The sequence below is a fragment of the Dyella dinghuensis genome, assembly GCF_003977615.1.
GTDB lineage: Bacteria > Pseudomonadota > Gammaproteobacteria > Xanthomonadales > Rhodanobacteraceae > Dyella_B > Dyella_B dinghuensis.
In genome coordinates, this window is sequence record NZ_RYZR01000005.1 from 417,250 (window position 1) to 444,014 (window position 26,765).

21 protein-coding genes are annotated in these 26,765 nt (G+C 57.1%); 17 read left to right on the plus strand and 4 right to left on the minus strand.

The genetic code is table 11. From position 1 onward, the window contains the following. The first annotated feature begins 145 nt into the window (after nt 1-145). The 11 genes from EKH79_RS09500 to EKH79_RS09550 all read left to right on the plus strand — a co-directional run bounded on the left by EKH79_RS09500 (nt 146) and on the right by EKH79_RS09550 (nt 14,349). The gene (locus EKH79_RS09500; protein ID WP_126673549.1) at nt 146-1,747 is read left to right on the plus strand and encodes an electron transfer flavoprotein-ubiquinone oxidoreductase; all 1,602 of its coding nucleotides are present in this window, start codon (nt 146-148) and stop codon (nt 1,745-1,747) included. 185 nt (nt 1,748-1,932) lie between these two features. Further along, nucleotides 1,933-3,933 carry a glycosyltransferase gene (locus EKH79_RS09505; protein WP_126673550.1) on the plus strand — a complete coding sequence of 667 codons (2,001 nt, stop codon included), beginning with the start codon at nt 1,933-1,935 and terminating at the stop codon, nt 3,931-3,933. A gap of 46 nt (nt 3,934-3,979) precedes the next feature. Next, nucleotides 3,980-6,052 carry a glycoside hydrolase family 99-like domain-containing protein gene (locus tag EKH79_RS09510; protein WP_126673866.1) on the plus strand — a complete coding sequence of 691 codons (2,073 nt, stop codon included), beginning with the start codon at nt 3,980-3,982 and terminating at the stop codon, nt 6,050-6,052. Between the two features lie 147 nt (nt 6,053-6,199). Then, nucleotides 6,200-6,946, plus strand: coding sequence for an electron transfer flavoprotein subunit beta/FixA family protein (locus tag EKH79_RS09515; RefSeq protein WP_126673551.1), 747 nt, complete (start codon nt 6,200-6,202; stop codon nt 6,944-6,946). Nucleotides 6,947-6,975: 29 nt separating this feature from the next. Further along, complete coding sequence (locus EKH79_RS09520; protein WP_126673552.1) at nt 6,976-7,920, plus strand: electron transfer flavoprotein subunit alpha/FixB family protein; 945 nt, start codon at nt 6,976-6,978, stop codon at nt 7,918-7,920. 194 nt (nt 7,921-8,114) lie between these two features. Next, nucleotides 8,115-9,086 carry a glycosyltransferase family 2 protein gene (locus tag EKH79_RS09525; RefSeq protein WP_126673553.1) on the plus strand — a complete coding sequence of 324 codons (972 nt, stop codon included), beginning with the start codon at nt 8,115-8,117 and terminating at the stop codon, nt 9,084-9,086. Between the two features lie 11 nt (nt 9,087-9,097). Then, nucleotides 9,098-9,835: a class I SAM-dependent methyltransferase gene (locus tag EKH79_RS09530; protein WP_126673554.1), complete on the plus strand. Its 738-nt coding sequence runs from the start codon at nt 9,098-9,100 to the stop codon at nt 9,833-9,835. Continuing rightward, entirely contained in the window at nt 9,832-11,484 is a 1,653-nt protein-coding gene (locus tag EKH79_RS09535) for an HAD-IA family hydrolase (protein ID WP_126673555.1), read from the plus strand. The genes EKH79_RS09530 and EKH79_RS09535 overlap by 4 nt, the downstream gene beginning before the upstream one ends. Beyond that, a complete protein-coding gene (locus EKH79_RS09540) occupies nt 11,481-12,182 on the plus strand; it encodes a WbqC family protein (RefSeq protein WP_126673556.1) in 702 nt (233 codons plus the stop codon). Before EKH79_RS09535 ends, EKH79_RS09540 begins: the two co-directional genes overlap by 4 nt. 78 nt (nt 12,183-12,260) lie before the next feature. Further along, entirely contained in the window at nt 12,261-13,400 is a 1,140-nt protein-coding gene (gene rffA / locus EKH79_RS09545; RefSeq protein ID WP_126673557.1) for a dTDP-4-amino-4,6-dideoxygalactose transaminase, read from the plus strand. 22 nt (nt 13,401-13,422) lie between these two features. Further along, the gene (locus EKH79_RS09550; RefSeq protein WP_126673558.1) at nt 13,423-14,349 is read left to right on the plus strand and encodes a lysylphosphatidylglycerol synthase transmembrane domain-containing protein; all 927 of its coding nucleotides are present in this window, start codon (nt 13,423-13,425) and stop codon (nt 14,347-14,349) included. On the opposite strand, the gene EKH79_RS09555 is transcribed toward EKH79_RS09550, so the two are convergent. Genes EKH79_RS09555 through cysD form a run of 3 tightly spaced genes read right to left on the minus strand, consistent with a single transcriptional unit; the run spans nt 14,346 to nt 18,730 of the window. Beyond that, complete coding sequence (locus EKH79_RS09555) at nt 14,346-15,914, minus strand: hypothetical protein (RefSeq protein WP_126673559.1); 1,569 nt, start codon at nt 15,912-15,914, stop codon at nt 14,346-14,348. The genes EKH79_RS09550 and EKH79_RS09555 overlap by 4 nt on opposite strands. A gap of 57 nt (nt 15,915-15,971) precedes the next feature. Beyond that, nucleotides 15,972-17,834, minus strand: a complete 1,863-nt coding sequence (gene cysN / locus EKH79_RS09560) for a sulfate adenylyltransferase subunit CysN (RefSeq protein WP_126673560.1) — start codon at nt 17,832-17,834, stop codon at nt 15,972-15,974. Beyond that, nucleotides 17,834-18,730, minus strand: a complete 897-nt coding sequence (cysD, locus tag EKH79_RS09565) for a sulfate adenylyltransferase subunit CysD (RefSeq protein WP_126673561.1) — start codon at nt 18,728-18,730, stop codon at nt 17,834-17,836. Before cysD ends, cysN begins: the two co-directional genes overlap by 1 nt. A gap of 217 nt (nt 18,731-18,947) precedes the next feature. On the opposite strand from cysD, the gene EKH79_RS09570 reads away from it, so the two are divergent. From EKH79_RS09570 to EKH79_RS09595, 6 genes are read left to right on the plus strand one after another with little or no spacing between them, the layout of a single operon-like run. Continuing rightward, nucleotides 18,948-20,405 (plus strand): UbiA family prenyltransferase, encoded by a 1,458-nt coding sequence (locus EKH79_RS09570; protein ID WP_126673562.1) that lies wholly within the window; start codon nt 18,948-18,950, stop codon nt 20,403-20,405. After that, nucleotides 20,405-21,709, plus strand: a complete 1,305-nt coding sequence (locus EKH79_RS09575) for an FAD-binding oxidoreductase (RefSeq protein WP_126673563.1) — start codon at nt 20,405-20,407, stop codon at nt 21,707-21,709. The genes EKH79_RS09570 and EKH79_RS09575 overlap by 1 nt, the downstream gene beginning before the upstream one ends. Before the next feature lie 2 nt (nt 21,710-21,711). Continuing rightward, nucleotides 21,712-22,449 carry an SDR family oxidoreductase gene (locus EKH79_RS09580; protein WP_126673564.1) on the plus strand — a complete coding sequence of 246 codons (738 nt, stop codon included), beginning with the start codon at nt 21,712-21,714 and terminating at the stop codon, nt 22,447-22,449. Nucleotides 22,450-22,454: 5 nt separating this feature from the next. Further along, entirely contained in the window at nt 22,455-23,405 is a 951-nt protein-coding gene (locus tag EKH79_RS09585) for an NAD-dependent epimerase/dehydratase family protein (protein WP_126673565.1), read from the plus strand. Between the two features lie 25 nt (nt 23,406-23,430). Further along, nucleotides 23,431-24,720, plus strand: a complete 1,290-nt coding sequence (locus EKH79_RS09590) for an NAD(P)/FAD-dependent oxidoreductase (RefSeq protein ID WP_126673566.1) — start codon at nt 23,431-23,433, stop codon at nt 24,718-24,720. Then, on the plus strand, nt 24,717-25,118 hold the full coding sequence (locus tag EKH79_RS09595; protein ID WP_126673567.1) for a GtrA family protein: 402 nt from the start codon (nt 24,717-24,719) through the stop codon (nt 25,116-25,118). The genes EKH79_RS09590 and EKH79_RS09595 overlap by 4 nt, the downstream gene beginning before the upstream one ends. Before the next feature lie 15 nt (nt 25,119-25,133). Here EKH79_RS09595 and EKH79_RS09600 read toward each other — a convergent pair whose 3' ends face one another. After that, the gene (locus EKH79_RS09600) at nt 25,134-26,405 is read right to left on the minus strand and encodes a hypothetical protein (protein ID WP_126673568.1); all 1,272 of its coding nucleotides are present in this window, start codon (nt 26,403-26,405) and stop codon (nt 25,134-25,136) included. Nucleotides 26,406-26,765 lie beyond the last annotated feature (360 nt).

A 26,765-nucleotide genomic window follows, 5' to 3' on the forward strand; every position in this document is an offset into this window, starting at 1 on the left:
CCCGGATTAGGGTTACTTCGGGCAAACCGGCGACAATCGAGACCCCGTTTGCCGCGCAGTAGGCGAACCCGGAGAATAGCCGCCCGGACCGCCTCTAGGACACTACGCGGTCGCCCCTAGCCATCGCCAAGCCAAGAGAGCCCCCATGACCGAACGCGAAACAATGGAATACGACGTTGTCGTCGTCGGTGCGGGGCCGGCCGGGCTATCGTTCGCGATCCGCCTGAAGCAGCTCAAGCCGGACACAACGGTGTGCGTGATCGAAAAGGCATCGACGATCGGCGCGCAGATTCTCTCCGGCGCGGTGATCGAACCGCAGCCGCTGGATGCCCTGCTCCCGGGTTGGCGCGATAACCCGCCGCCGATCTGCGTACCCGCGGGCGAGGACGAATTCTGGCTGCTCAACAAAACCGGCGGCCGCAAGCTGCCCGTGCCACCAGGCATGCGCAACCACGGCAACTTCATCGTCTCGCTCGGCGCCCTGTGCGCATGGCTGGCACCGCAAGCCGAAGCGCTGGGTGTGGATGTGTTCCCAGGCTTCGCCGCGGCGGACACCATCTATAACGAAGACGGTTCCGTCGCCGGCGTGCGCATCGGCGACATGGGTGTGGCGAAAGACGGCTCGCACAAGCCCGGCTATACGCAAGGCATCGACATCAAGGCGAAAGTGACCGTGCTGGCGGAAGGCGCGCGCGGCAGTCTTACCAAGCAGCTGATCAAGCGCTTCGCGCTCGACAAGGACAGCGACCCGCAGGGCTACTCCATCGGCATCAAGGAACTGTGGCAAGTGCCCGCCGGACGCGTGACGCCCGGCAAGATCGTGCACAGCTTCGGCTGGCCGGCCGACAGCCACACCTACGGCGGCAGCTTCCTCTATCACCTCGATAAAGATCGCATCGCGCTTGGCTACGTCAGCGGCCTGGATTATTCCGATCCGAATTACCAACCGTGGGAAGCGTTCCAGCAATGGAAGAACCATCCCATGATCAAACCGCTGCTCGAAGGCGGCACCATTCTTTCGGCCGGTGCGCGTGCGATTGTCACCGGCGGCTATCAATCGCTGCCGAAAGTGGACATGCCCGGCGCATTGCTGATCGGCGACACCGCCGGTTTGCTCAATGTCCCGAAAATCAAAGGCACGCATCAAGCGATTCGCAGCGGCATGCTCGCCGCCGAACATCTGGCCAAGGGCGAGATGAGCTCAACCGGATTCGATGCAACCTTGCGCGGCTCGGAAGTAATGAGCGAACTGAAGAAAGTTCGCAACATCAAGCCCGGCTTCAAGAAAGGTTTGTGGTGGGGCATGTTGAACGCCGCGTGGGAAACCTTTACCGGCGGCGCCTCCCCGTGGACGCTCAAGAACAAGGCCGACTGGTCCTCGCTGCACAAACTCGGTCAGCAGGAAGAACCCAAGCGCGACTACGTGCAGCGCGAATTGCCGCCGCGCGATCGTCTCGCCGGCGTCTACTTCGCCGCCACTGAACACGACGAAGACCAGCCCATCCATCTGCACGTGTCGGACACCTCGGTGTGCGTCACGAAATGCGCCCAGGAATACGGCAACCCCTGCACACGCTTCTGCCCGGCCAACGTCTACGAAATCGTGCAGGACGACGCCGGCAAACGCCTGCAGATCAACGCCGCCAACTGCGTGCACTGCAAGACCTGCGACATCAAGGATCCGTACCAGATCATCAACTGGGTCACGCCGGAAGGTGGTTCGGGGCCCAATTATCAGAACCTGTGATACGCACTGCTTGAGTGTGCGCACCGTGCGAGCCTGTCATCTTTTCACTCTGGTCAGGCTCGCTTCTGGATAATGATCCTGGATGACACCGCGAGGCCAAGGCTCTGAGCATTTCCCTACGCTGGCGACTCAAGCGTCTTTACTACCTCGGCGGCCGTCTTGGCGGCAGCATCGCGCAACGCGGAATGCGCGGCACTTTTGCGCGTATCCGGCAGGAACTTAAGCAACGCCCAACACAGGATGCAACGTTGTCGCTGCTGCCATTGGAAGAGCGCACGGACGGCCTTGCATTCGCACACGTCGAATCGCCGCGGGTGTCCGTCATCATTCCTGTGCACGGCAAGCTCGCGTACACACTGGCGTGCCTTCGCTCCATGGCCATGCATTCGGCCGCAGCTTCTTTCGAAGTGATTGTGGTGGACGACGCTTCGCCAGACACCAGCGCCGCCATCCTTCAAACGATCGATGGTCTACGCGTGCACATCAACGCCGAAAATTCCGGCTTTGTCGGTAGCTGCAATGCAGGCGCTGCACTCGCACGTGGCGAATACCTGCTTTTTCTCAACAACGATACGCAAGTTACTGCCGGGTGGCTGGACGCGCTCATCCAGTGCTTCGTGGATGAACCAGAATGCGGCTTGGCCGGTAGCAAGCTGGTGTATCCGGATGGTCGCCTGCAGGAAGCCGGCGGCTGGGTATTCAGCGATGCAAGCGCGTGGAATGTCGGTCGTTTCGATGCACGCAATGAATCGTCCTATCGCTATCGCCGGCGCACGGATTACGTATCCGGTGCATCGATGATGATTCGTCGCGACTTATTCGAAACGTTGGGATGCTTTGACCTGCGCTACAAACCCGCGTATTACGAAGATACGGACCTCGCTTTCGCGGTGCGTGCATCCGGGCTGTCCGTTTTCTACGAACCCAACAGCGTAGTCGTGCATTGCGAAGGCATCAGCGCAGGCACGGACATCACGGCGGGTATGAAGCAATATCAGGCCATCAATCAAGCGACGTTCGCGGCGAAGTGGCGCGAAGCACTTTCCAGGCAACCCAAGCCTGGGACGCCACAACCACAGATGTGGCAACGGTACACGCGCGGACATGTGCTCGTCGTGGACGTCACTGCACCCGAACCGACCAGAGATTCGGGATCGCTACGCCTGGCAGCCATGCTGCGCATCCTTCATCAGGAAGGCTGGCGAGTGAGCTTTGCGCCGGACGACGGCCATGCCGACGATGATTCGATCGCCTTTCTCGGCGACCTTGGTGTCGAAGTGCTGCATCGCCCATCCGCACCTAACATTCCCACATGGCTCCGTGAGCACGGATCCGAACTGCACGCCGTGATTCTTTGCCGCCACACGGTGGCAGGACAGTACACCAAGGTGGTGCGTCAATATGCGCCGCAAGCCAGGCTGATTCTTGACACGGTCGACCTGCATTTCCTGCGCGAACAACGCGCCGCCGAGCTGGACGACAGCGCCGCGCTACGGCGCAAGGCCGAGGCCTCGCGCCGTAGCGAACTTGCGCTGATCAACGAATGCGATGTCACCTTCGTGGTCAGTTCGCACGAACGCACGATATTGCATCACATGGCGCCCGAGGCGCGCGTCGAACTGCTCAGTAATATTCACGACGTCTATGGCCGGGGGCGCGACTACGTGGGGCGGCGCGACCTGGTCTTCATCGGTGGCTACGGGCATCCGCCGAACGCCGACGCCGTGCATTGGATCGCCAGCGATATTCTTCCCGCCTTGCGTGAGCAGATACCTGATATCCGCGTGCACATTCTCGGCGACATGCCCGAATCGGCCCGCGCAGCTTTGCAAAGGCCTGGACTGGAGCTGCATGGCCGTGTCGATGACCTCGCGCCGTGGCTCGACAGCTGCCTCGCCTCGCTCGCACCGTTGCGTTTCGGCGCCGGTGTCAAAGGCAAGATCAATATGGCGATGAGCCATGGTGTGCCGGTCATTGCCACCAGCGTTGCCACGGAGGGCATGCATCTGCGCGATGGCGACGATGTGCTTCAGGCCGACCGCCCGGAGGAAGTCGTCGAAGCGGTGCAACGGCTGATGTCCGACGAAGCGCTTTGGATGCGGCTTTCCGATGCTGCGCTTCACAATGTGGAACGGCATTTCTCGGCGTCCGCTGCGCGCGCGACCCTGCACGCCGTACTCGGCTAAAAGCCCTGCTACGCATCACGCCTTCGATCCCGGTTACGATCTGCGCATGCCCTTGCCGAACTACGCCAAAAAAGCCGTCTTCCATGTGCTGCGTCTCGGCTTCCGGCTGACACCGATGTCCGCCGCAACACGCGACCGGCTGCGCCAACGCTTTCTCGATCGGCACATGGATCTGGTTCCGGAAGGTCCGCGCAGCAAGGTGCCTGCTGCGGATCGGGAACGTCGGCCTCGCGCGCTGGCGGCAGGTCGTGCCATCGGTTACCGCGAACAACGTACTCAGAAACTCCCAACGCATTTGCCGGCAACGCTGGTGGCGTTCTACCTACCCCAGTTCCACGCGATTCCGGAAAATGATGCTTGGTGGGGTGCAGGTTTTACGGAGTGGCACAACGTCACACGTGCGTTACCGCAGTTCGAGGGACACGCCCAGCCGCGACTGCCTTCCGATCTGGGCTTTTACGATCTTCGCTCGCCTACGGTCATGCATCGGCAGATGCGGCTTGCTCGCGCTTACGGCATCAGCGCCTTTTGTACGTATTTTTATTGGTTCGCTGGCAAGACGTTGCTGGAATCGCCACTGCAGCAATGGCTGGATGATTCGTCGCTCGATTTGCCGCTGTGTCTTTGCTGGGCCAATGAAAACTGGTCGCGGCGCTGGGATGGGCGGGCCGATCAGATCCTGATTGGTCAACAACACAGTGCGCACGATGATCTGGCATTCATCCAGCATGTGTCGCGTTATTTGCGTGATCCGCGCTATCTGCGCGTGGAAGGCAAGCCGTTGTTGTTGGTCTATCGTCCCGGGCTGCTGCCCGAACCGAAAGCGACCGCAGAACGGTGGCGCCAATGGTGTCGCGACAACGGCATCGGCGAAATTCGACTCGGCTATGTGCAAAGTTTCGATCGCGTCGATCCGCGCGATATCGGCTTTGATCTGGCGATCGCCTTTCCACCGAACAACACCACGCTCAAGCCGATAACCGCGACGCAGAAGCTTCTGAATCCTGCATACAAGGGCGATGTCTACGATTGGCGCGAGCTGGCAAGTCAAAGCATTGCGCAGCCGGAACCGAACTATCCGCTGGTTCCTTGCGTCAATCCCGGCTGGGACAACGAGCCGCGCCGCAGCGGCGCCGGCCGCGTATTCCTGCACGCTTCCCCGCGTGGTTATCGCGACTGGTTGCGCAAGGCGATCGACATTAGCCGCCAACGCACAGGGACCGCATCCATGGTTTTCATCAACGCGTGGAACGAGTGGGCCGAAGGCGCTGTACTCGAACCCGATACGCGGCTGGGCCATGCGTGGCTGGCGGCCACGCGTACCGCACTCATCGATACAGCGGATGAAAAACCAGCCACTGCCACTCGCCCCTGCGCGGTGATCCACGTGTGGTATGTCGATTTGCTGGATGAGATGGTTGCGAGCCTGCGTGCCAGCGGCATCGATTGGCGCGTTGTCATCACGACAGCTCAGGAACACGCGGATGCTGTGCGCGAGCGCGTCACACGGCTCGGTCTGGATGCCGAAATTGCCGTCTTCGAAAATCGCGGCCGCGATATCCTGCCGTTCCTGCATGTCGCGGATCGCTTGCTCGACGAAGGCGTCGATGTCGTTCTGAAGCTTCACACCAAACGCTCCACGCATCGCGACGACGGCGAGCGTTGGCGCAAGGAACTCATCGACAATCTGCTTGCGCCGCAACGAGCGCAAGGTACCTACAAAGCGTTCTGCGGCGACCGAACGATGGGCTTGGCGGCCGTCGAAGGTCACATTCTTCCACTCGACGCGTACATGGGCGCGAACAAGGACCAGGTGGACTACCTTGTCACGCGCCTCGGTTTGCCCGATGCATGTGTGCCCGACACACGCTTCATTGCCGGCAGCATGTTCTGGGCGCGCCTGGCCGCACTGCGCCCCTTGCTTGATGCGCACCTGGGCGTCTGGGAATTCGAAGATGAAACGGGCCAGATCGACGGCACGCTTGCTCATGCGGTGGAGCGCGTGATGACGCCGGTGGCGGACGCCGCCGGCTACACAACGAAAGACATCGCCTCCCTCTGCGGCTTGCCCAGCGCCAAGCCGGAACAGCCCTACCCTTACGCCCGCCGTAGCCTCTGACGGCTTTACGCGCCGCCGTGCCTTTGCGTGGCGGCTGCAGCAGGGCTAGACCATTCGCCCCCGCATGGTCGACCGAATCGGGTTAAAATGATCGTTTACATGGCAATCCCCAGTACCCGCATGGGTGCCCGTTAGAAGGAACCGCAGATGAAGATTCTCGTCGGCTACAAGCGCGTGGTGGACTACAACGTCCGCATTCAGGTCAAACCCGATGGCACCGGCGTGGTGACCGATGGTGTGAAGCTGTCCGCCAATCCGTTTGACGATATCGCGCTGGAAGAGGCGCTGCGTCTGCGCGAAAAAGGTGTGGCCGACGAAGTGGTCCTGGTCGGCATTGGCCCGGCCGACCTTACCGCGCATCTGCGCAACGGTCTGGCGATGGGCGCCAATCGCGCCATCCACGTCGTCACCACCGATGCCGTGCAACCGCTGACTGCCGCGCGCGTGTTCCAGAAGCTGATCGAGAAAGAACAGCCGGGCCTGGTAATCCTCGGCAAGCAGGCCATCGACGACGACGCGAACCAGACCGGCCAGATGCTCGCCGCACTGTGGGATCGTCCGCAGGCGACGTTTGCCGGCAAGGTCGAGATCGCCAACGGCAAGGCGACGGTCACGCGCGAAGTCGATGCCGGCCTGGAAACGATCGAAGCCGAACTACCGGCCGTGATCACCACCGACCTGCGCCTCAACGAGCCGCGCTTCATCAAGCTGCCGGACATCATGAAGGCCAAGTCCAAGCCGATCGACAGCATCGAATTCGCCTCCTTGGGCGTCGACACGCACGATCAGCTCAAGACCACCCACTACGCCGCGCCGCCCAAGCGCACCAAGGGCGTGATGGTGAAGGACGCGGCCGAGCTGGTCGCCGTGCTGAAGCAGAAGGGCCTGCTTTAAGCAGCCGCCGGACGAGAGAGGAAACACTCATGAGCAAGATTCTGGTCATCGCCGAACATCTGGGCGGCAAACTGAACCCCTCCACCGCACGCGCTGTGAGCGCTGCGGCGGCCGCGAAACCCGAAGCCATCGATGTGCTGGTGTTGAGCGACAACGTCGATGCGATTGCCGCCGATGCAGCGAAGATCGACGGCGTCACGCGTGTGCTCACCATCGCCCGCGCAGAGAACAGCCATCCACTCGCTGCCGTGCTCGCTCCGCAGATTGCCAAGGCGGCGGCCGGTTACAGCCACGTATTCTTCCCTTCCACCACCTTCGGCAAGGACGTCGCACCGCGGGTTGCAGCGCTGCTTGGCGTTGCGCAGGTGAGCGACGTGATGAGCGTGGAAGCCAGCCATACCTTCAAGCGCCCCATCTACGCCGGCAACGCGATCATCACCGTGGAAGCCGATGCGGCACACGCAGTGGTTGCGACCATCCGCACGGCGTCCTGGCCTGCCGCCGCAAACGGTGCCAATAACGCGCCGGTGGAAGCGTTGAACGTGGATGTCGCACTGCCTACGCATACTCGCTTTGTCGAGCTCAAACAGGGCAAGAGCGATCGCCCCGACCTGCAGAGCGCGAGCAAGGTCGTGTCCGGCGGCCGTGGCGTGGGATCGAAGGAAAACTTCGACATCATCTACAAGTTTGCCGACAAGATCGGCGCAGCGGTGGGCGCATCCCGCGCAGCGGTGGATGCTGGTTACGTACCCAACGAACTCCAGGTGGGCCAGACGGGCAAGATCATCGCGCCGGAACTGTATATGGCCATTGGCATTTCCGGCGCCATTCAACATCTCACCGGCATCAAGGATGCAGGCACCATCGTCGCCATTAACAAGGATGGCGAAGCGCCGATCTTCGAAATTGCCGATATCGGCCTGGTGGGCGATCTGTTCAAGCTGATTCCCGAGCTGGAACAGCAACTGGGCTAACCCAGCCTCAAACGTAGGTGCCGGCATCCAAACCGGCATCCTTCGTATGTTTTTGTGTGAGACGCCACACCTGTCGTCCGAAAACACCAGTTATTCCGATCCATCGCAGGCCAGGGACGACGGGGATTCACATTGAGAATTGAACAGGCATCATATTGACTGCCTCTTCATTCCGCTCCGAAGGAGTTCCGCGCATGGCGCCGTCTATGGGTCCACAAACTACGCCAATGGCCGCCGTAGCACCCGAGTTGAGTGTGGTGACCACCGTCTATCGGTCGGAAGCGTTTCTCCATCGATTCATCGAAGAAACGGTTGATGCCATCGCCCGTGCCGGCATCGAAAACTATGAACTCATCTTTGTAGATGATGGCTCTCCGGATCAGTCACGCGACCTGCTGCTGAAGGCACGTGCAAGCAACTCCCACATCAAAGTCATTGATCTGTCGCGTAATTTCGGCCATCACAAAGCCATGCTGGCCGGGCTTTCCTATGCGAAAGGCAAGCAGATTTTCGTTATCGACTGCGACCTCGAAGTCAGGCCAGGTGAACTGCAACGCTTTGTGGATGCGCTGCGGGATACGGGTGCGGATGTCGTTTACGGCGTGCAGGAAAAGCGCAAGGGCGCTGTGGTGGAACGCATCGGCGGCGCCATCTTCTGGCACGTCTTCAACAAACTCAGCGATACCACGGTCCCCGAGAATGTATTGAGCGAGCGCATCATGACGCGCCGTTACGTCGACGCACTGCTCTCGCTGGGCGATCGAAACGTATTTCTCGGCGGCATGATGTATTGGTCGGGTTTCAGGCAAATCGGGATTACCGTACAAAAAAGCGTGCGCGAAGGTGCATCCACCTACTCTTTCCGCAAGCGCTTTTCCTTGCTTATGGAAGCCGTCACGTCCTTCTCGACGGTGCCTTTGAAATTTGTCCTATTCGTCGGCCTCGCTGTGACGCTAATCGCCGTTGTGGCAAGCGCGATACTCCTAGTAAGAAAAATTGTGCATCCCGAGGCGGTGCTTGCGGGCTTTACCTCCCTCATGCTCGTCACCATCGGCATGGCAGGGGTAATCATCACCGTACTGGGTATCATTGGCCTGTACATTGCGCGCATTTACACGCAAACCCAGAATCGCCCCTTATTCATTGTTCGTGAATTTCACGATTAAGGTTATTGGTAATGAATGAAGATCTGAATGCATACAAGCAAGCCTATACGTCCGAGTTTCCCTATCACTGGGATGAGGAGTTGCTTCTCAAGGCGTATGCAAAAAAGATTGTAGAGAAACTAGGACATGCTCGCGATATCCGCATACTCAGCCTAGGTATTGGCGGCCAACGCGTCAGCCGTACAATCCGGGAACAACTGCACGTCGCCGAATATCACATCATTGAAGGCTCCGCGGACATCATCGCACGCTACCGCGATGAAACCTCTCCTCCATCCCATGTCACGATTCATCACACCTATTTTGAAGAGGCTCGCTTCGACCAGCCCTTCGACGCCATCGAGATGGGCTTCGTTCTTGAGCACGTCGATGATCCTGGCCTTGTGTTGCGAAAATTTCGAAGCCTGTTGAAACCCAACGGCATCCTTTTCGCCGCGGTACCTAATGCACGCTCGCTGCATCGACTGCTCGGCAAATCGGCCGGCTTCATGCAAAACCTTTATTCGTTGAGCCAATTCGACCTTGAGTTAGGACACAAGCGTTACTTCGACAGCAACACCATCGCCCAGTTGGTGGAAGATTCCGGCTACGTCATCTCGGACAAACTGGGTCTGGTTATCAAACCGCTGACCACGTCTCAGTTGCAAAAACTCGCCCTTGATGAGCGCGTGGAAAATGCCCTCATTGATGTTGGCTACGAAAACCCCGATATCACAAACGGCATTCTTCTGATCGCTCACCCTGCATGAAGCATGCATTAGTCCTTAGTGGCGGTGGTTTTCAGGGGTTGGCGCTCGTCCGGTCGCTGCAACAGTTACACGATGTCAAGGTTATTGTCTGCGACATCTTTCCGGACAATCTCACGCGCTATGTCTGCGCGGATTACCTGCTCGCACCACCGCTCTCTGATACGAATACCTTTTCCAGTTTCCTGATGGAAACCGTAAGCCGGAAGAATATCGATGTCATTTTTCCGGCGACAGCGCGCGAGCTTTCCATTCTCTCGCAGCTCAAAGATGAACTTCGAGAACGAGGCGTTCATGTCGCAGCCTGCGATCAGGGACTGCTGACTACCTTGCTGGACAAGCAACAAGCATACACATGGATGCACCAGCAGGAGCTTCCAGCACAGACTTTGCACGACGCGACGGATTTCAATTTTTCACAAGCGCTGTTCGGCCGGCCGCGTAATGGCTGGGGCGGCCAAGGAACACACGTTTTGCGCAACGCCGGGGACATCGTTGCGCACATCGATGATCCCAAAGCGTATATCTGGACTCTCTGGCTTCCATCGTTCGAAGAGTTCTCGGCGGATTTCGCAATCGATATCCATGGTCGGATTTCGCCCATCGTACTGCGCAAACGAATACGCGTATCCGGCGGCTTCGCCGTCATTTCCGACTCAGTATCCAATCATGCGCTGGAAGATCTCGCAGGACGTGTCGCGCAGACCCTCTCTACCCATGGCGGAGGCGGTCTGTTCAACATTCAGATATTGGTTCCGAAGGAAGGCGAACCTTTTATTTCCGATATCAATCCCCGCATGGGTACGTCTGCAACGCATGGCTTGGCAGAAGGAATAAACCTACCCGGTTTCTTCATGGCTTCTGTTCGCAATGACGTCGACGCGCATGTGACACCCCAACGAAAAATGGTCCGCACGGTGCGCTTGCTGGAGGACCTTGTCGTTCCTCATCTGGCCCGGAAACCAAGGGGAATCGTTTTTGACCTGGATGACACGCTTGTCGATCACAAGCTTTGGATGTTCGAAAAGATCAAGGCGCTCTACCTCGCCTTATTCCAGCACCGAACAAATCGTGAATCATTCTTCCGATGCGCAGCGGGCTTGATTGACGAAGGTGTACGCAGCGACCTGATCGATCGTCTGCTTGCCGAATTGGCTCTACCAACTACGTTTCGCGAGGAGACCATCGAAGCGTATAGAGCTGCGGTTGTTCCGAACACGCCACTATTCGATGACGTTGAATCGATACTCAAAGCTCTCAAGGCTGAAGGCTTTAAATTGGCCGTACTGACTGACAACCCTCCGGCTACGCAAAAATCGAAGATCCGACACGCTCTTCCGCTGAATGCGCTCGACACGGTTATTTATGCCCGCGAGCACGGCAAGGAAAAACCTGATCCCACGGGCTTTCTGAAGGTGGCTCAGGCGCTGGACATAGAGCCCGCAGACCTAGTGATGGTCGGAGACAATTATTTTCGCGATGGCGAGGGTGCAGTTGCGGCTGGCTACGCGCACTCATTTGTCATTCAACGAGCCGGCACGTTTTTGAACCACAGCCAGAGCCTGTCCGAACGGCTTGGCATACAAACCGAGCCTCGCATCAGCCTCGTTAATTCCCTGCTTACTGTTCATCACGCGTGCACTGCATCATGAGTGTCCATACCGTTGCCATCATTCAATCGTCTTACATTCCCTGGAAAGGTTATTTCGACATCATCCATGATGTCGATGAGTTTATCTTTCTGGAAGATGTTCAATACACCGTGCGTGACTGGCGCACGCGCAACCGCGTCAAATCCGTTAATGGCTCGCTCTGGCTGACCGTGCCAGCAGGCGCTGATCGCAACAGGCTGTTGTGCGACGTAACGCTTGAAAGCAGCGAATGGCAACGACAACATTGGAAGACAATCAACCACAGCTATTCGCGAGCGCCTTATTTCCGACAGTACGCCCCATTCTTCGAAGAGCTTTATCTCGATCGTAAGTGGACCAATCTTTCGGAAATGAATCGTTGCGTGACACAACGAATTGCCACGGAGTTGTTGGGTGTCAAGACCCGATTTACGGATTCGCGCAGCTATCAAGCACAAGGCATGCGACTGGAGCGCGTGCTTGACTTGCTCAAACGAAGCGGCGCTTCCACCTATATCTCTGGACCTTCTGCATCCAGCTATCTGGACGCAACCAAATTCGAAGATATCGGCGTCGCGCTGCGCTTGAAGGATTATTCCGACTACCCGGAATACCCGCAGCTCTATCCGCCCTTCGAACACGCCGTAAGCGTGATTGACCTAATCTTTAACCTGGGCCCGCAAGCCACCGATTACATCTGGGGACACCGCCGCACCTAAGCGCACACCCGGTCCGGTTAGACTCTCCACTATCCATATCGCTGATGTACGTCGATCCAGCCAGAATTTCGGAACCTGATGAACATACCTTTCAATCGTCCCTACCTCGTTGGTCGCGAACTGGATTACATCGCAAAGGCCCACGCCAACGGACACCTTTCCGGTGATGGCGCATTTACCCGTCAGTGTCACGCCTGGCTGGAACAACACACAGGTACGCAGAAGGCACTCCTAACGCATTCGTGCACGGCGGCGCTCGAGATGGCAGCTATCCTTCTCGATCTGGAGCCGGGCGACGAGGTCATCATGCCGTCCTTCACGTTCGTTTCGACGGCGAATGCTTTTGTATTGCGTGGAGCCGTACCCGTCTTCATCGATATACGTCCCGACACGCTCAACATGGACGAGTCCTTGGTCGAGGAGGCGATCACCTCGCGCACGCGAGCCATCTGTGTCGTACATTACGCGGGTGTTGCCTGCGACATGGATGCCATTGTGGCGATCGCCAGAAAGCATGGCCTCAAAGTTATCGAAGACGCTGCGCAGGGCATTCTCTCCACTTATCATGGCCGCGCCCTGGGTAGCATTGGAGACCTTGCCGCACTGAGTTTTCACGAAACGAAGAATGTCATTTCGGGTGAAGGCGGCGCGTTGTTGATCAACGACCCCGCCTTGGTGGAACGCGCGGAAATCATCCGCGAAAAAGGCACCAATCGAAGCAAATTCTTTCGCGGCCAGGTCGACAAATATACGTGGGTGGACGTTGGTTCGTCCTACCTGCCGAGCGAGCTGATTGCAGCATTTCTTGCGGCGCAACTTGAAAGAGCCGAAGAGATTACGGCCCAGCGACTGGCGATCTGGGACAATTATCACGAGTGGGCCGCACCACTTGAGCAAGCCGGCATGGTGCGACGTCCGGTCATACCTGACGATTGCGTGCACAACGCACACATGTATTACCTCTTGCTGCGCGATCTCGACTCGCGCACCCAATTCATCGAATCGATGAAAGCTGCCGGCATCGGCGTGGTGTTTCATTACATTCCACTGCACAGCGCGCCCGCTGGGCAGCGCTATGGTCGCGTCGCAGGAACTCCGTCACACACCGATGCTGCGAGCGAACGGCTGGTTCGCCTACCACTATGGATCGGGATCGAACCGCACTTGGATTACATCCAGGACACGGCACAGCAAGCACTTCGAGGCATAGCAACATGACGGGACGCCACGACAGGTTCTAATGAAACACTGGCTACGCACATCGGTCGTTGCCTCGATCACCATCGTCTGCGTGGTCATGACCGTCCATCTGTTCGACTGGCGCACAGTCATACAGGCACTCTCGCGAATGCGCCTCGCCTTTTTCCTGTGCGGTTGCATACCTGTGGTGATCGGTATGTTCGTCGTGCGTGGGATTCGCTGGTTGACCGTGCTGGGACTTCCGCTTGATCGGCATCGGTTGTGGCAATCCATTGGCGCTAACGGTGCAGCTAGCGGCCTCGCCTCAGTGACACCGTTCCAGCTGGGCGAAATCATAAAGATCGGCATGATTCCCGACCACGACCGCAGCGCATGGCGCATGGGGGTTTCTGCTTTTTTCCTTGAGCGCGTCCTCGATCTCGCTGGCGTCATTGGGATGGGACTATGCGGCTTGCTGATGCGCACCGATCACGCGTGGCTAGGTGTAGTAGCTTCTTTTGCACCAGTTTTTTGCGGTCAGCTGCTGTATTCGTTCGCACCTATGACAAAATATCTCCCACACCGCTTGCGGCATCATACAGACCTGTTGCACGACTACCGCTGCGTGACCGTCGCGAGTTTTCTAACGCTTCTACTATGGTTGCTGTATCTAACGATGTGGTGGATTGCGGTGAACGCCATCCATGTATCGTTGACGTTCGGCCAGGCCACTTTGCTGCTGGGTAGTGTGATGCTTGCTGTCGTCGCCAGCATGACCCCAGGCGGACTGGGTGTGGCGGAACTGGGGAGCCGTGGCGTGCTGCTCTGGTTGGGAAAGTCCGCGGCCGAAGCAGACGCGGGCGCCATCGCTTTACGATTGTTGACTCCGATACTCGCGTGCGCGGGCGCACTATGCCTTCTGTTGACTTGGCTTTATCGACGAAGAGCCTCGCTGAACAGTCATCCAACTAAACCACGCAAGACTTAACGTCGCACGTACACCTTCAACAGTGGGTCTGTGCTCAACGATGGAATTTGCCGGTAATGATCTTCGATGTACTGCGTCATGAGCAGATGCGTATGTTCATACCGCAGGTTATCGCGCCCATCAACCCCGATGTCTTCGAAAAAAACCAGCGATGGCGCCACATGCGACAAACGCTCGATTTCCTGCCGTTGAAAGGCGTCGCTACGCGGAAACAGCGAATAGATTTCGTATACGGGCGATTTGATGTCAAGCAACGCGTAAGCACCAGGCCAAACCGGCACGGATAACACCGTTCTATTTTTAGCGCCATAGACAGCAGCAAAATGTTGAATGTCTTCAACCGAATTGGCGACACCGTTGTCCATTAGGAGCCGGTCGCCATCGACGGTCACGGTGCGCCAGTCCGGAGCCGTCCTCGCCATATATGCCGGATGCAGCGGCAGTGTGACCCAAACGGAAACCAGCGCCACAACACCTACGCTTACCAAGCGCAACTGGTCCGCGCGACGCTCCTGCCACGGGAAGCATAGCAACGCCAGTAGAAACGGAAAGATCGACTGCGCAAGGTGCAGTGCATCGGCTCGCGAGTACGCAACATTCAAATAGGGAATCGCAGTAAACACGCACGCCGCAAATACCGGATAGGTAAGCAGCCCATTGCGCCGCAGCTCGCGAATCAGCAGGACAAGACCACCCGCGCATAGGACAGGCATCACGACATAAAGGCAACCGATAAACCAAGATCGCACGCCCATGAACGTCCAGATCGACGCAGCGGGCAGTGTCCAGGGCCAAGGGATGGGCAAAGGTAAATTCGTACCCTTGTATTCGAACAGCATGTAGTGAATGCTGTCCCAGAACATCAACGCGAAGTGCCGATCGCATAACAATGCCAACAGGATGGGGCTAAATCCCGTCAGTACTCCGGCCACCCACGCCGGGATGCAGCGATGCCACGCGGGCCGGTTACTCGCGACCGCCAGGAAGGGAAAGGCGATGATGCTGGCAAGCACCCCATAGACACCATGATTGCGACCGATCATGGCAGCAACACCCACGACGACACCATGCATGAAAAACCGCCGCGTATTCGGTTGCGCGAGCACATACGACAACGACGCTACGAGGATGATCGACATCGCTTCGTCGTATTGCTTCCACCATGGCACGCCCCACAGCAAACACAGCAGCACGATCAGTAGCGATACGAACCACCGAAGCGGCACACGTGTCGCGACGCACTCCCAAACCAGGCAAACTGCAACCACGATGCCTACTGCAAAAAAGGCAACAGTCGCAGCGCGAACCGCGACAATTCCAATGTTTCCAAAGATGCGAACAAACGCAGCCGCCCAGTAATAGCGCGCGGGATCGTAGGACAGAAAATCCCGCAACGGCACCTCGCCGAGCGCGGTTCGCTGCACGCCGTACCAAAGATAGCCCTCATCGGAAAGGCTGAAACCCACGTGACTTTCGAGCAGGGACGCAATGGCGCACCCCACCAACGCGATCACCACAATGACCGCGACCCTTGTGCCGTAAATTGCGTCGTGCGCGCGTATCATGCTGTACCTACCGGCCACCGATTATGTCCTTGTGCTGGAGGCGCAATCATGCTGCTCTTACGCGCTTCCGGGTGACGGATGCCCTATGAGGTCAAGCACCAATTGCTCAACCACGGACTCGAGCGATGTACGATCGGTGCGCACGTGCATGTCCGGCTGTTCCGGCGCCTGGTAGGGTGAATCGATACCAGTGAAGTTCTTGATTTCGCCCGCACGCGCCTTGCGATAAAGCCCCTTCGGATCGCGCCGTTCGCATTCCTCCAGTGACGTATCGACGAACACTTCCATGAATTCGCCACCGGTAAACAGGCTGCGCGCGAACTCGCGCTCGCTACGGAACGGAGAGATCACGCAGACCAGCACGATCAGGCCCGCATCGACCATCAGATGCGCTACCTCGGCAACGCGACGCACGTTTTCAACGCGGGCCTCTGGCGTAAAGCCGAGATCACGATTCAGACCGTGACGTAAATTGTCGCCATCAAGCAAATAGGTGTGATACCCCATCGCGACAAGACGGCGCTCCAGAAGATTGGCGATGGTGGACTTGCCCGCGCCAGATAAACCAGTAAACCACAAGCACCGCGGCTGCTGGCCCTTGCCGTGGGCACGTGTCTGCTTATCGACGTCCAGGTGCTGCCAATGCACATTCGCGGCTCGATGCAGCGCGAAATCGAGCATGCCGCACGCGACCGTCGCGTTAGTCTGCCGGTCGATCAGAATGAAACCGCCCAGCGTGTGGCTATCGGCGTACGCCTCGAACGCGATGGGATGATCAAGGTCGAGATTGCAATAACCGACCTCGTTGAGCTCAAGGCGGTGCGCCGCCAATTGCGCCTGCGTATTGACATCGATCTTGTGCTTGATCGACGTGATACGCGCATTGACGGTGCGTGTGCCGATCTTCAGCAAGTAACCGCGATTGGGTAGCAGTGCCTCGTCGCCCATCCACAGCACGTGCGCCGCGAATTGGTCTGCCTCGGGTGCTGGATGCATGGCCTCGGCGATCACATCGCCGCGACTGATGTCCACTTCGCGATCCAATGTCAGCGTGACCGCCTGCCCTGTTCGGGCTTGAGGTAAATCACCGTCGGCCGTGACGATACGTGCGACACGCGCCTGATGCGTGCCGGGTTGGACGACAATCGAGTCACCGACTTTGACCAGTCCACCGCATACCGTGCCGGCGTATCCGCGAAATGTCTGATCCGGGCGATTCACCCATTGCACAGGCATACGGAATTTGTCTGCCTGCGCCGGCGTGACGGAGATGGTTTCCAGCACATCCAATAACGTTGGGCCTTTGTACCAAGGCATGTTTGACGACGATGCACCAACGTTATCGCCCGTCAACGCGGCTACGGGAAGCGCACGTACAGCATGGATCCCCAACGTTTGTGCAAGCTCGGCATATGCCTCGCGAATAGCCTCATAAACATCTTGCTGAAAGTCGACAAGATCCATCTTGTTGACTGCAAGCACCACATGTCGAATGCCCAGCAGTGCACAGATGTAGGTATGCCGACGGGTTTGGGTAAGCAACCCCTTGCGCGCATCCACCAGCACGACAGCGACATCCGCATGCGATGCGCCGGTCGCCATGTTGCGCGTGTATTGCTCGTGCCCCGGGCAATCGGCCACGACGAAGTTGCGGTGCGTACTGTGGAAATAACGGTAAGCGACATCAATCGTTATGCCCTGCTGGCGCTCGGCGTCAAGACCGTCGGTCAGGAGCGAAAAATCCAGCACGTCGTCATCGGCATGTTGAAGGCGGCTCTCACGCTTCAATGCTTCGATCTGGTCATCAGGAAGCATACCGGCGTCGTAAAGCAAGCGGCCAAGCAACGTGCTCTTGCCGTCATCGACGCTTCCGCAGGTAATGAAACGCAGCAGACTGCGCTTGGAGTGATCACCCGACATCAGAAGTAACCTTCCTGTTTCTTGCGCTCCATGGATGCAGAAGGGTCTTGGTCAATGACACGCCCCTGCCGCTCGGAGCTACGCGATTGGATCATTTCGTCGATGATCTCGTCGAGCGAGGATGCTGCAGACTCGACTGCCCCCGTGAGGGGATAGCAACCGAGCGTGCGGAAACGCACCATACGTTTTTCGATCTTCTCACCTTCGCGCAAGGTAAAACGATCATCGTCGACCATGATCAACGCACCGTCGCGCTTTACTACCGGACGTTCTTTGGCGAAATACAAAGGCACAACGGGAATATTTTCACGTCGGATGTATTGCCATACATCGAGCTCCGTCCAGTTCGACAACGGAAAGACACGTACGCTCTCTCCCTTATGAATATTCGTGTTGTAGAGGTTCCACAATTCCGGACGCTGCCGCTTGGGATCCCAACGGTGCTGTGCATTGCGAAACGAGAAAACGCGCTCTTTCGCTCGCGATTTTTCTTCATCGCGGCGTGCGCCGCCAATGGCAGCGTCGAACGCATGTTTATCCAGCGCCTGCCGCAACGCGACTGTTTTCATGATATCGGTGTGTACCGTCGCACCATGGACGAGCGGCGAGATGCCCTGACGAACACCATCTTCGTTGATGTGAACAAGCACCTGGACATCGCCTGCCTTCGCCACGTCATCACGAAACGCGATCATCTCGCGAAACTTCCATGTGGTGTCGACATGAAGCAGCGGAATGGGCGGTCGCGCTGGAAAAAATGCCTTACGCAGCAGATGCAGCAAGACCGAAGAATCCTTACCAATCGAATACAGCATGACTGGCCGCTGAAAGTTGGCAGCGACCTCACGGAAGATATGGATGCTCTCGGCTTCCAGGGAGTCTAAGTAGTCGGACACGTCGACGGGCGGCCTATGGGCGAATCAAGCCATCATTTTGGCATGAAGTCCGCGTAGATTGCCTCAGGGAGGCTCCTCCGATCCCTGAATCAGGCCATTTTTTAGGGATATGGCTGTTTTGGCCCGCATGATAAAATCGCAGAGAAATGCGGCCATGGGTCATGGGGACTCGCAGCCTAGGCACACTACCGTTTAACGATAGTGAGAAGGGGAACCAATGACGTCGCTGGAAACGGCTCCAAGTCGAAACGCAGAGACCCATGCGTCTGTGCCTCTCTGCGTCGACCTTGACGGCACGCTCATTCGTAGCGACCTGCTTGTGGAGTCCGCTCTCGCGCTCCTGGCGAAGCAACCGCTGATGGCATTTGCGATGCCTGTGTGGCTACTGCGTGGCAAGGCCTATCTCAAGCAACAGATTGCGCAACGGGTCGAGCTCAATCCCGCAGCACTTCCTTATAACGAAGATGTCGTTGCATGGGTGCGCGATCAGCAGTCTTCACGCACCACCATTCTGTGCAGTGCTGCCGATGCCAAGCTGGCCACCCTCGTCGCTGATCATGTTGGCGGCTTTGATGCCGTGATAGCGAGCGATGGTGAACACAATCTTTCCGGCGCCAACAAAGCGAAAGTTCTTGTCGAACGCTTTGGCGAGCGTCGCTTCGATTATGTCGGCAACGCAAAAGTCGATCTGCACGTCTGGAAGTCCGCCAATGCGGCCATCGTCGTGGAGTCGGGCTCGCAGCTGTCCAGCGCCGCCGCCGGTGTTACGCTGCTTGAGCGTACCTTCACGCATGGCAGGGCATCGCCAAAGCACTGGCTCAAAGCCCTGCGCGTGCATCAGTGGATCAAGAATGTTTTAGTGTTTTTGCCATTGCTCGCAGCGCACCGCGTGTTCGAGCCGCACGCGCTGATATCTGCTGCGCTTGCTTTCATATGCTTTGGGCTTTGCGCTTCCAGTGTCTATGTCACGAACGATCTTCTCGATCTTGCCGCAGACAGACAACATCGCCGGAAAAAGCACCGCCCCTTTGCGGCAGGCATCATTCCGCTCTATCTGGGTCCTGTGGTGGCGTTGCTGTTGCTGGTCATCAGCTTTTCGCTTGCGTGGTTTCTCACACCTACGTTCGTCCTGGTACTGCTTGGCTACTACGTTCTGACTACAGCGTATTCACTGAAGTTCAAACGCATGGTCATGCTGGATGTAATCGTGCTTGCAGTGCTTTATACGACGCGCATTCTCGCGGGTGCCGCGGCAATTCAATCCAGACCCTCTTTCTGGCTGCTGGCCTTTTCCATGTTCATCTTCCTCAGCCTGGCCATGGTCAAGCGCTATACCGAGCTGCTGGCCGCGCAAAAATCATCGAGCATCAAGGCGGCTGGCCGTGGTTACGTCGTTGAGGATTTGTCGCTGATCCAATCGCTGGGCGGTTCCAGTGGATACCTCTCCGTGCTGGTGCTGGCGCTGTACATCGACAGCACCGCCAGCCAGTCGTTGTATCGGCATCCACATTATCTTTGGCTGCTGTGCCCGTTGTTGCTGTATTGGATCAGCCGCACATGGGCGATCGCACATCGCGGTGTCATGCATGATGACCCGGTGGTGTTTGCTGTGATGGATAACGTCAGCCGCGGTTTGCTAGTGCTGGCCGCGATCATCGTGATTGCGTCCATCTGATGAGTAGCGTGGGCCAATCATGGGGGCGGTATCCCGTCGCCGCACAGACGATCATTGATATCACTGATCGCCACCGCCCGCTGCCCACCGTCAATGGCGTCGTGCTGCCCTACGGTAATGGCCGCAGTTACGGCGACAGTTGTCTCAACGATGGCGGCACCTTGCTGCGCGCGCGCGGCATGGATCGCTATATCCGCTTTGACCCCTTTACCGGTCAACTGGAGTGCGAAGCCGGCCTGCTGCTTTCGGACATATTGGATCTCGTTGTCCCGCAAGGGTGGTTTCCGCCAGTAACGCCCGGCACTCGTTTCGTTACGGTGGGCGGCGCCATCGCCAACGACGTGCATGGCAAAAACCATCATGTGACCGGAACCTTCGGCCAACACGTACTCAATCTCGAACTGCTTCGCTCCGATGGCAGCCGCATGGTCTGCAGCCCCGAGCTTCATCCGGACTGGTTCGCTGCCACGGTGGGTGGCTTGGGATTGACCGGCCTTATCACACGCGCGACGTTGCAACTTCGCCGAATTGCCGGACCGTGGATGAGCTGCGAAACACGCCGATTCCGGAATCTCGATGGTTTCTTTCATCTTTCCGAAAGCGTGGCTGCCAGGCACGAATACACGGTGGCATGGGTCGATTGTGTAAGTACGGGCGATGGCCTGGGCCGAGGCCTTTTTACATGCGCCAATCACGCCCCCGCGTCTCCCGATGTAAAACCGGGCGCACCGAATCGGCACCTGTCGATGCCTTTCACGCCACCGGTTTCTCTCATCAATCCGCTCAGCCTGAGGGCGTTCAACAGCCTCTACTTCCACCGCCAGCGCGAAGACATAGCCCACGCCACGACCCATTACGTGCCGTATTTCTACCCGCTGGACGGTGTGGGCAACTGGAACCGCATCTACGGCCCGCACGGGTTCATGCAATACCAGTGTGTCGTTCCTCCCACGGCCGCGCAGGAAGGGATCAAGCAGTTGCTTGAAGTTGTCGCCCGGGGCGGTGATGGCTCCTTCTTGGCTGTCCTGAAACAGTTTGGCAACCAACCGTCGCCCGGAATGCTTTCGTTCCCCCGCCCGGGCACTACGCTCGCCCTGGATTTCCCCAATCAGGGCGAACGCACGTTACGCTTGCTGGATAAGCTGGACGATATCGTAGCGGCAGCCGGTGGCGCGGTTTATCCGGCCAAGGACGCCCGGATGAACGGGCAACGGTTCCGTCAGTATTTTCCGGCGTGGGAAGCCTTCAGCCATTTCATTGATCCCCGGTTTTCGTCCAGTTTCTGGCGCCGGGTCGCGGAGTAAGCATGCTCAGGATCTTAATCGTCGGCGCTTCATCGGCCATCGCCGAGGCCACCGCACGCTGTTATGCAGCGCGTGGTGCACGCCTTTTTCTCATCGCCCGTCAATCGCAGCGGCTTGAAGATATGGCGTCGGATTTGAAAGTGAGGGGCGCTGCTGATGTCGCTTTCGCAACACTGGATGTCAACCAGCTCGACGCGCATGGCGACGTGCTATCGCAAGCGTGGACGTGGCTGGGTGAAGTCGACGCGATGCTTGTTGCCCACGGCACGCTGCCCGACCAGAACGCCTGCGAAGCATCAGCCGAGCTTGCCGTGAAAGAATTCAACACCAACGGCACGTCAACCATCGCATTGATGACCCTCGCGGCCAATCGATTTGAAGCGCAGAGACACGGCACATTAGCGGTCATTTCGTCTGTAGCCGGGGATAGAGGGCGCCAAAGCAACTATCTCTACGGTTCCGCCAAAGCAGCGGTCACTGCGTTCGCCAGCGGATTGCGCCAACGCCTGACCAAGGTTGGTGTCAACGTATTGACCATCAAGCCTGGTTTTGTGGATACACCCATGACGCGCGATTTCAAGAAGAGTGCACTTTGGGCCAAGCCAGAAAGTATTGCGCGCAGCATTGTCCGCGCCGTCGATCGTGGCCGCAGCGTGGTCTATCTGCCCTGGTTCTGGCTGCCCATCATGCTCATCATTCGCCACGTTCCTGAATTCGTTTTCAAACGCATAAAGCTCTAAAGCCCATGGACAAGATTGCAAAGCACTCCAAGCTTGTGCTGACCGGAGCCGCAGGCTTGGTCGGGCAAAATCTCATCGTCGAACTTAAGGCACAGGGCTACACTCATCTGGTCGCCATCGACAAGCACGAATACAACCTCGGTATTCTTCGCCATCTACATCCAGACGTCCAAACGATCCTCGCCGACCTTGCCGAGGATGGCGAATGGACCGAGGCATTTGCCGGGGCCGCCTGTGTGGTGCAATTGCATGCGCAAATTACCGGCAAGTACACGGAGCTGTTCACGCGAAACAACATTAGCGCCACTCATCGAGTACTCGATGCCATGCGCATTCATAAGACCCCCTACCTGGTGCACATCAGCTCCTCCGTTGTCGTATCTGTAGCCAACGATGACTACACCAACACGAAGAAAGCGCAGGAAAAGCTAGTTGTCGAAAGCGGTATCCCTCATTGCGTGTTGCGCCCGACACTTATGTTTGGCTGGTTCGACCCCAAGCACTTGGGCTGGCTTTCACGCTTCATGGCGAAGACGCCAGTTTTTCCAATCCCTGGCGATGGCCGTTACATGCGTCAACCACTGTATGAGCGCGACTTTTGCCGCTGTATCGCACGCTGTATCGAAACACAGCCAGATGGTGACACCTACGACGTTGTCGGAGATGTCCGTATCGATTACGTCGATATTATTAAGACGATTAAGCAGGCAAAAAAACTGCGCACGCTGATCGTACACATTCCCTATGGCCTGTTCCAATTTTTGTTGCGCTTATACGCACTCTTCAGCAACAGACCCCCATTCACCGCTGATCAGTTGAAAGCATTGACCGCAGGCGATGATTTCAAAGGCATCGATACTGAAAAAGTATTTGGCTTTCGACAAACACCATTTGCCGATGCGGTGCGCGAAAGTTACTGCGACCCACGTTACTCCGCCATTGTCCTGAAGCGCTGATGCGCGACTAGCCGGATATCAATCCATGACACAAGCACAACGCATTGCCATTCTGGGTGCTGGACCGATGGGGCTCGCCGTAGCCTACCAGCTGGCGCGCGACGGATATCGTCCCGTTGTTTTCGAAGCGGATGATCGTGTGGGAGGCATGACAGCGAGCTTTGACTTCTCGGGACTCAGCATCGAGCGTTACTATCACTTTCATTGCATCTCCGACAGCGGTTTTCTGAAGATGCTTGAGGAACTTGGTCTGGCCGACCGCATGCGGTGGACCGAGACAAAGATGGGTTACTGGTACGGCAAACGTCTGCAGCCTTGGGGCAATCCCGTCGCCCTGTTGAAGTTCAAAGGACTCAGTTTATTTGCCAAGGTGCGATATGGCCTGCATGCATTCCTCTCGACAAAACGTAAAGATTGGCGCCCCCTAGATCATGTAGAAGCTACAGGATGGATCCGTCGCTGGGTGGGCGACGAGGCATGGCGTGTACTTTGGAAGCGCCTCTTCGATTACAAGTTCTACGACTACAGTGACAATCTCTCGGCAGCCTGGATATGGAGTCGAATTCGTCGCATTGGAAATTCGCGCTACGACCTGTTTCGAGAGAAGCTTGGCTACCTTGAAGGTGGCTCAGACACTCTTCTGACAGCGCTAAAGGCATCCATCGAACAGCACGGCGGCGAGATACGACTATCCACGCCCGTGCGCAAGATCGTGATTGAAGACGGCGCCGTCAAAGGTGTCGAGACGGCCCAAGGCATAGAAGATTTCGAAAAAGTCGTCAGTACAGTGCCGCTGCCATTCCTCCCGCGTCTGATGCCAGATTTGCCATCCGACATTCTTTCGAAGTTCTCTGCACTCAAGAACGTGGCGGTCGTCTGCGTGATCGCAAAGTTGAAACGACCGGTCACCGAAAACTTCTGGCTCAACACTAATGATGACGACATGGACATCCCCGGCCTGGTCGAGTATACGAATTTGCGCCCGTTGGACCAGCACGTCGTCTATGTACCCTTTTACATGCCGGGCGAGCATCCCAAATATGGCGATGCCGATGATGTCTTTACCAATAAGGTGCGCCGCTATCTGAAGATGATCAACCCGTCATTGACCGATGACGACTTCATCGATATCAGGGCAAATCGCTACCGGTTTGCTCAACCGATCTGCCCTCCTGGATATCTGGATTCGATTCCTCCGCGAAAACTTCCGGTTCACGGCTTGTGGGCTGCAGATACGTCCCATTATTACCCCGAGGATCGGGGAATTTCCGAAAGTATCGACTTCGGTCGTATGCTGGCTAAGGAAGTAGAATGATCCGGCAGCTTGTTTCGTCGCAGTTCATGCGTTTTTTATTCACTGGCGGTCTCGCTGCCTTAGTGAACTTCGGCAGTCGCATTCTCTACAACCGGTGGATGGGATTTTCCGCGGCAGTGTGCGTTGCCTACGTGACCGGCATGATCACAGCCTTCGTGCTTGCTCGCTGGCTCGTCTTCGGCAAAGGCGGGCAATCGACGCACCGGTCCGCCGCGATCTTCCTGCTCGTCAATATTTTCGCGATTGCCCAGACCTGGGCGGTCAGCATTTTATTGGCCGACTATCTTCTTCCTGCCATGGGCGTTCGACGATTCGTGCACGAGATCGCACATGCGGTAGGCGTTATGATCCCCGTATTTACCAGCTATATCGGGCACAAACGCTATTCATTTCGGTAATGCATTCCACCCCTATCATTTGAAAATACTTCGATCGACAAGCTGCTGACACTGGGTTCCCTTGAGAGCCACGTGCCAGGCTATCGTTTTAGGGCCCGCGAACTGTATAGGTAGCTGATAAATGTCGCTACCCGCGTTAATGCAGCGACCCAGTTCTGCACGCCATCTAAACGTGTCGTACTCCTGCCTGCCGTGCATCAAAAATTGAACAAAGGCGCATACAAATACGACGCCGATGAAAGCTCGCACTCTGGAACCGGCCTCGCCATAAATGTAGAGCAGAAGCCACGTCAGGAAAATGTACGGATAAAAGAAGTAGCGCGGGCCGCCAAGCACAGGATGCAGCTGATCGATCGCAACTCGACTGATCGATGCAATGATCGCAGCGCATAATGCGCCGAGCAGCATAACGAAGTACTTGTCGTGCCACTTTTGCCGACCGATTGCGAACCCAAAAATGACTCCGAGAATCGCGAGTCCTATGACACAAAGCAGTGCGATGGGGGGGCGTTCAGTCGAAATCACATAGTGACCAAAAAAGCGTACTACGATCTGTACCGCGTCAAAGTATCGCTTACCGAATCCCATTGGCACGGTTGCAGTTACCACCGAGATGCACTGGATCACTGCAACAAGTGCAGCCACAGCAAACACCTCCTTATCTCCGCGCTGTGGCTGCTTGAATGCTCGATAACCCAATAGGGCGGCGGCTGGTACTGCCATGGGGGAAGAAAGCCCACCAACCACTGTCAACACGCATCGCCAGATCGTCCTTGGCCGCTCGTCTACGCGCCAGAAAACCACAACGAAAGACCACAAAGCGCCCCACCAGAAAGCATATTCCGATACCGCAAATACCTCTGGTTGCGTAGGAATCAACGCTACAGCAACCGCCGCCAGCTTGGGAAAACGCAAATGAGTGGGACTGTACGCGATGAGCGCGATCGTCCCGATCTCGAAGATTAGCGTGAGCGCATACGCGATCGCAGGATAATGCGAGGCGGATAAGCTAATTGAAGTCAAGAAGATCAGCTTCGCGGGCAACACTAGATACCCTGCGACGGGAGCCCACAACGAGTGCCAACCTTGCTCAAGATAGGCAGGTAGAGTGATCGTGCCTTCTTCCACCCACACGTAGGGATGGTGCCACTCGACGGGCCGTCTCCATACGAAAACAATAAGCAGCAAAATGAGAATCCCGGGTACGGACGACATCCAGTCTCGGATCCGCGGAAAAATACTTTTCATCATGTTGGTGTCAGTCACTTCGATTAATGTACTCAACATTTGATTTTATCGAGATCTGCTGATCCGGACGTTTGATAGTCACAGCGCCGATCCTTTTAAACACTCACTCTATGTGGGACGAATACAAGCTGCTGACGGACAATTGATTGCCGTAACTACTGCGTCGTGCACACCAAGCTGAAGGCTGCGTAGATGCACCGGCACGATGATTAATATGCCGCACGCAAATGTGTAAACCATGCCAAGCTAGCCAAATGGCAAAAAAATGAGCTTTGACGCATAGCTGTCCCCGTTCGACACGTCACCGACTGACATGCCCCCTTTTTAGTACTCCGCGCCCTGCAATATACCGTCCCTGGTATATCTCCGTCGGAAAAACGCACACCCCACACGGACACC

Coding starts and splice junctions, on each gene's coding strand:
- EKH79_RS09500 (WP_126673549.1), top strand. CDS start 146: ATGACCGAACGCGAAACAATGGAATACGACGTTGTCGTCGTCGGTGCG.
- EKH79_RS09505 (WP_126673550.1), top strand. CDS start 1,933: ATGCGCGGCACTTTTGCGCGTATCCGGCAGGAACTTAAGCAACGCCCA.
- EKH79_RS09510 (WP_126673866.1), top strand. CDS start 3,980: ATGCCCTTGCCGAACTACGCCAAAAAAGCCGTCTTCCATGTGCTGCGT.
- EKH79_RS09515 (WP_126673551.1), top strand. CDS start 6,200: ATGAAGATTCTCGTCGGCTACAAGCGCGTGGTGGACTACAACGTCCGC.
- EKH79_RS09520 (WP_126673552.1), top strand. CDS start 6,976: ATGAGCAAGATTCTGGTCATCGCCGAACATCTGGGCGGCAAACTGAAC.
- EKH79_RS09525 (WP_126673553.1), top strand. CDS start 8,115: ATGGCGCCGTCTATGGGTCCACAAACTACGCCAATGGCCGCCGTAGCA.
- EKH79_RS09530 (WP_126673554.1), top strand. CDS start 9,098: ATGAATGAAGATCTGAATGCATACAAGCAAGCCTATACGTCCGAGTTT.
- EKH79_RS09535 (WP_126673555.1), top strand. CDS start 9,832: ATGAAGCATGCATTAGTCCTTAGTGGCGGTGGTTTTCAGGGGTTGGCG.
- EKH79_RS09540 (WP_126673556.1), top strand. CDS start 11,481: ATGAGTGTCCATACCGTTGCCATCATTCAATCGTCTTACATTCCCTGG.
- rffA (WP_126673557.1), top strand. CDS start 12,261: ATGAACATACCTTTCAATCGTCCCTACCTCGTTGGTCGCGAACTGGAT.
- EKH79_RS09550 (WP_126673558.1), top strand. CDS start 13,423: ATGAAACACTGGCTACGCACATCGGTCGTTGCCTCGATCACCATCGTC.
- EKH79_RS09555 (WP_126673559.1), bottom strand. CDS start 15,914: ATGATACGCGCGCACGACGCAATTTACGGCACAAGGGTCGCGGTCATT.
- cysN (WP_126673560.1), bottom strand. CDS start 17,834: ATGTCGGGTGATCACTCCAAGCGCAGTCTGCTGCGTTTCATTACCTGC.
- EKH79_RS09570 (WP_126673562.1), top strand. CDS start 18,948: ATGACGTCGCTGGAAACGGCTCCAAGTCGAAACGCAGAGACCCATGCG.
- EKH79_RS09575 (WP_126673563.1), top strand. CDS start 20,405: ATGAGTAGCGTGGGCCAATCATGGGGGCGGTATCCCGTCGCCGCACAG.
- EKH79_RS09580 (WP_126673564.1), top strand. CDS start 21,712: ATGCTCAGGATCTTAATCGTCGGCGCTTCATCGGCCATCGCCGAGGCC.
- EKH79_RS09585 (WP_126673565.1), top strand. CDS start 22,455: ATGGACAAGATTGCAAAGCACTCCAAGCTTGTGCTGACCGGAGCCGCA.
- EKH79_RS09590 (WP_126673566.1), top strand. CDS start 23,431: ATGACACAAGCACAACGCATTGCCATTCTGGGTGCTGGACCGATGGGG.
- EKH79_RS09595 (WP_126673567.1), top strand. CDS start 24,717: ATGATCCGGCAGCTTGTTTCGTCGCAGTTCATGCGTTTTTTATTCACT.
- EKH79_RS09600 (WP_126673568.1), bottom strand. CDS start 26,405: ATGTTGAGTACATTAATCGAAGTGACTGACACCAACATGATGAAAAGT.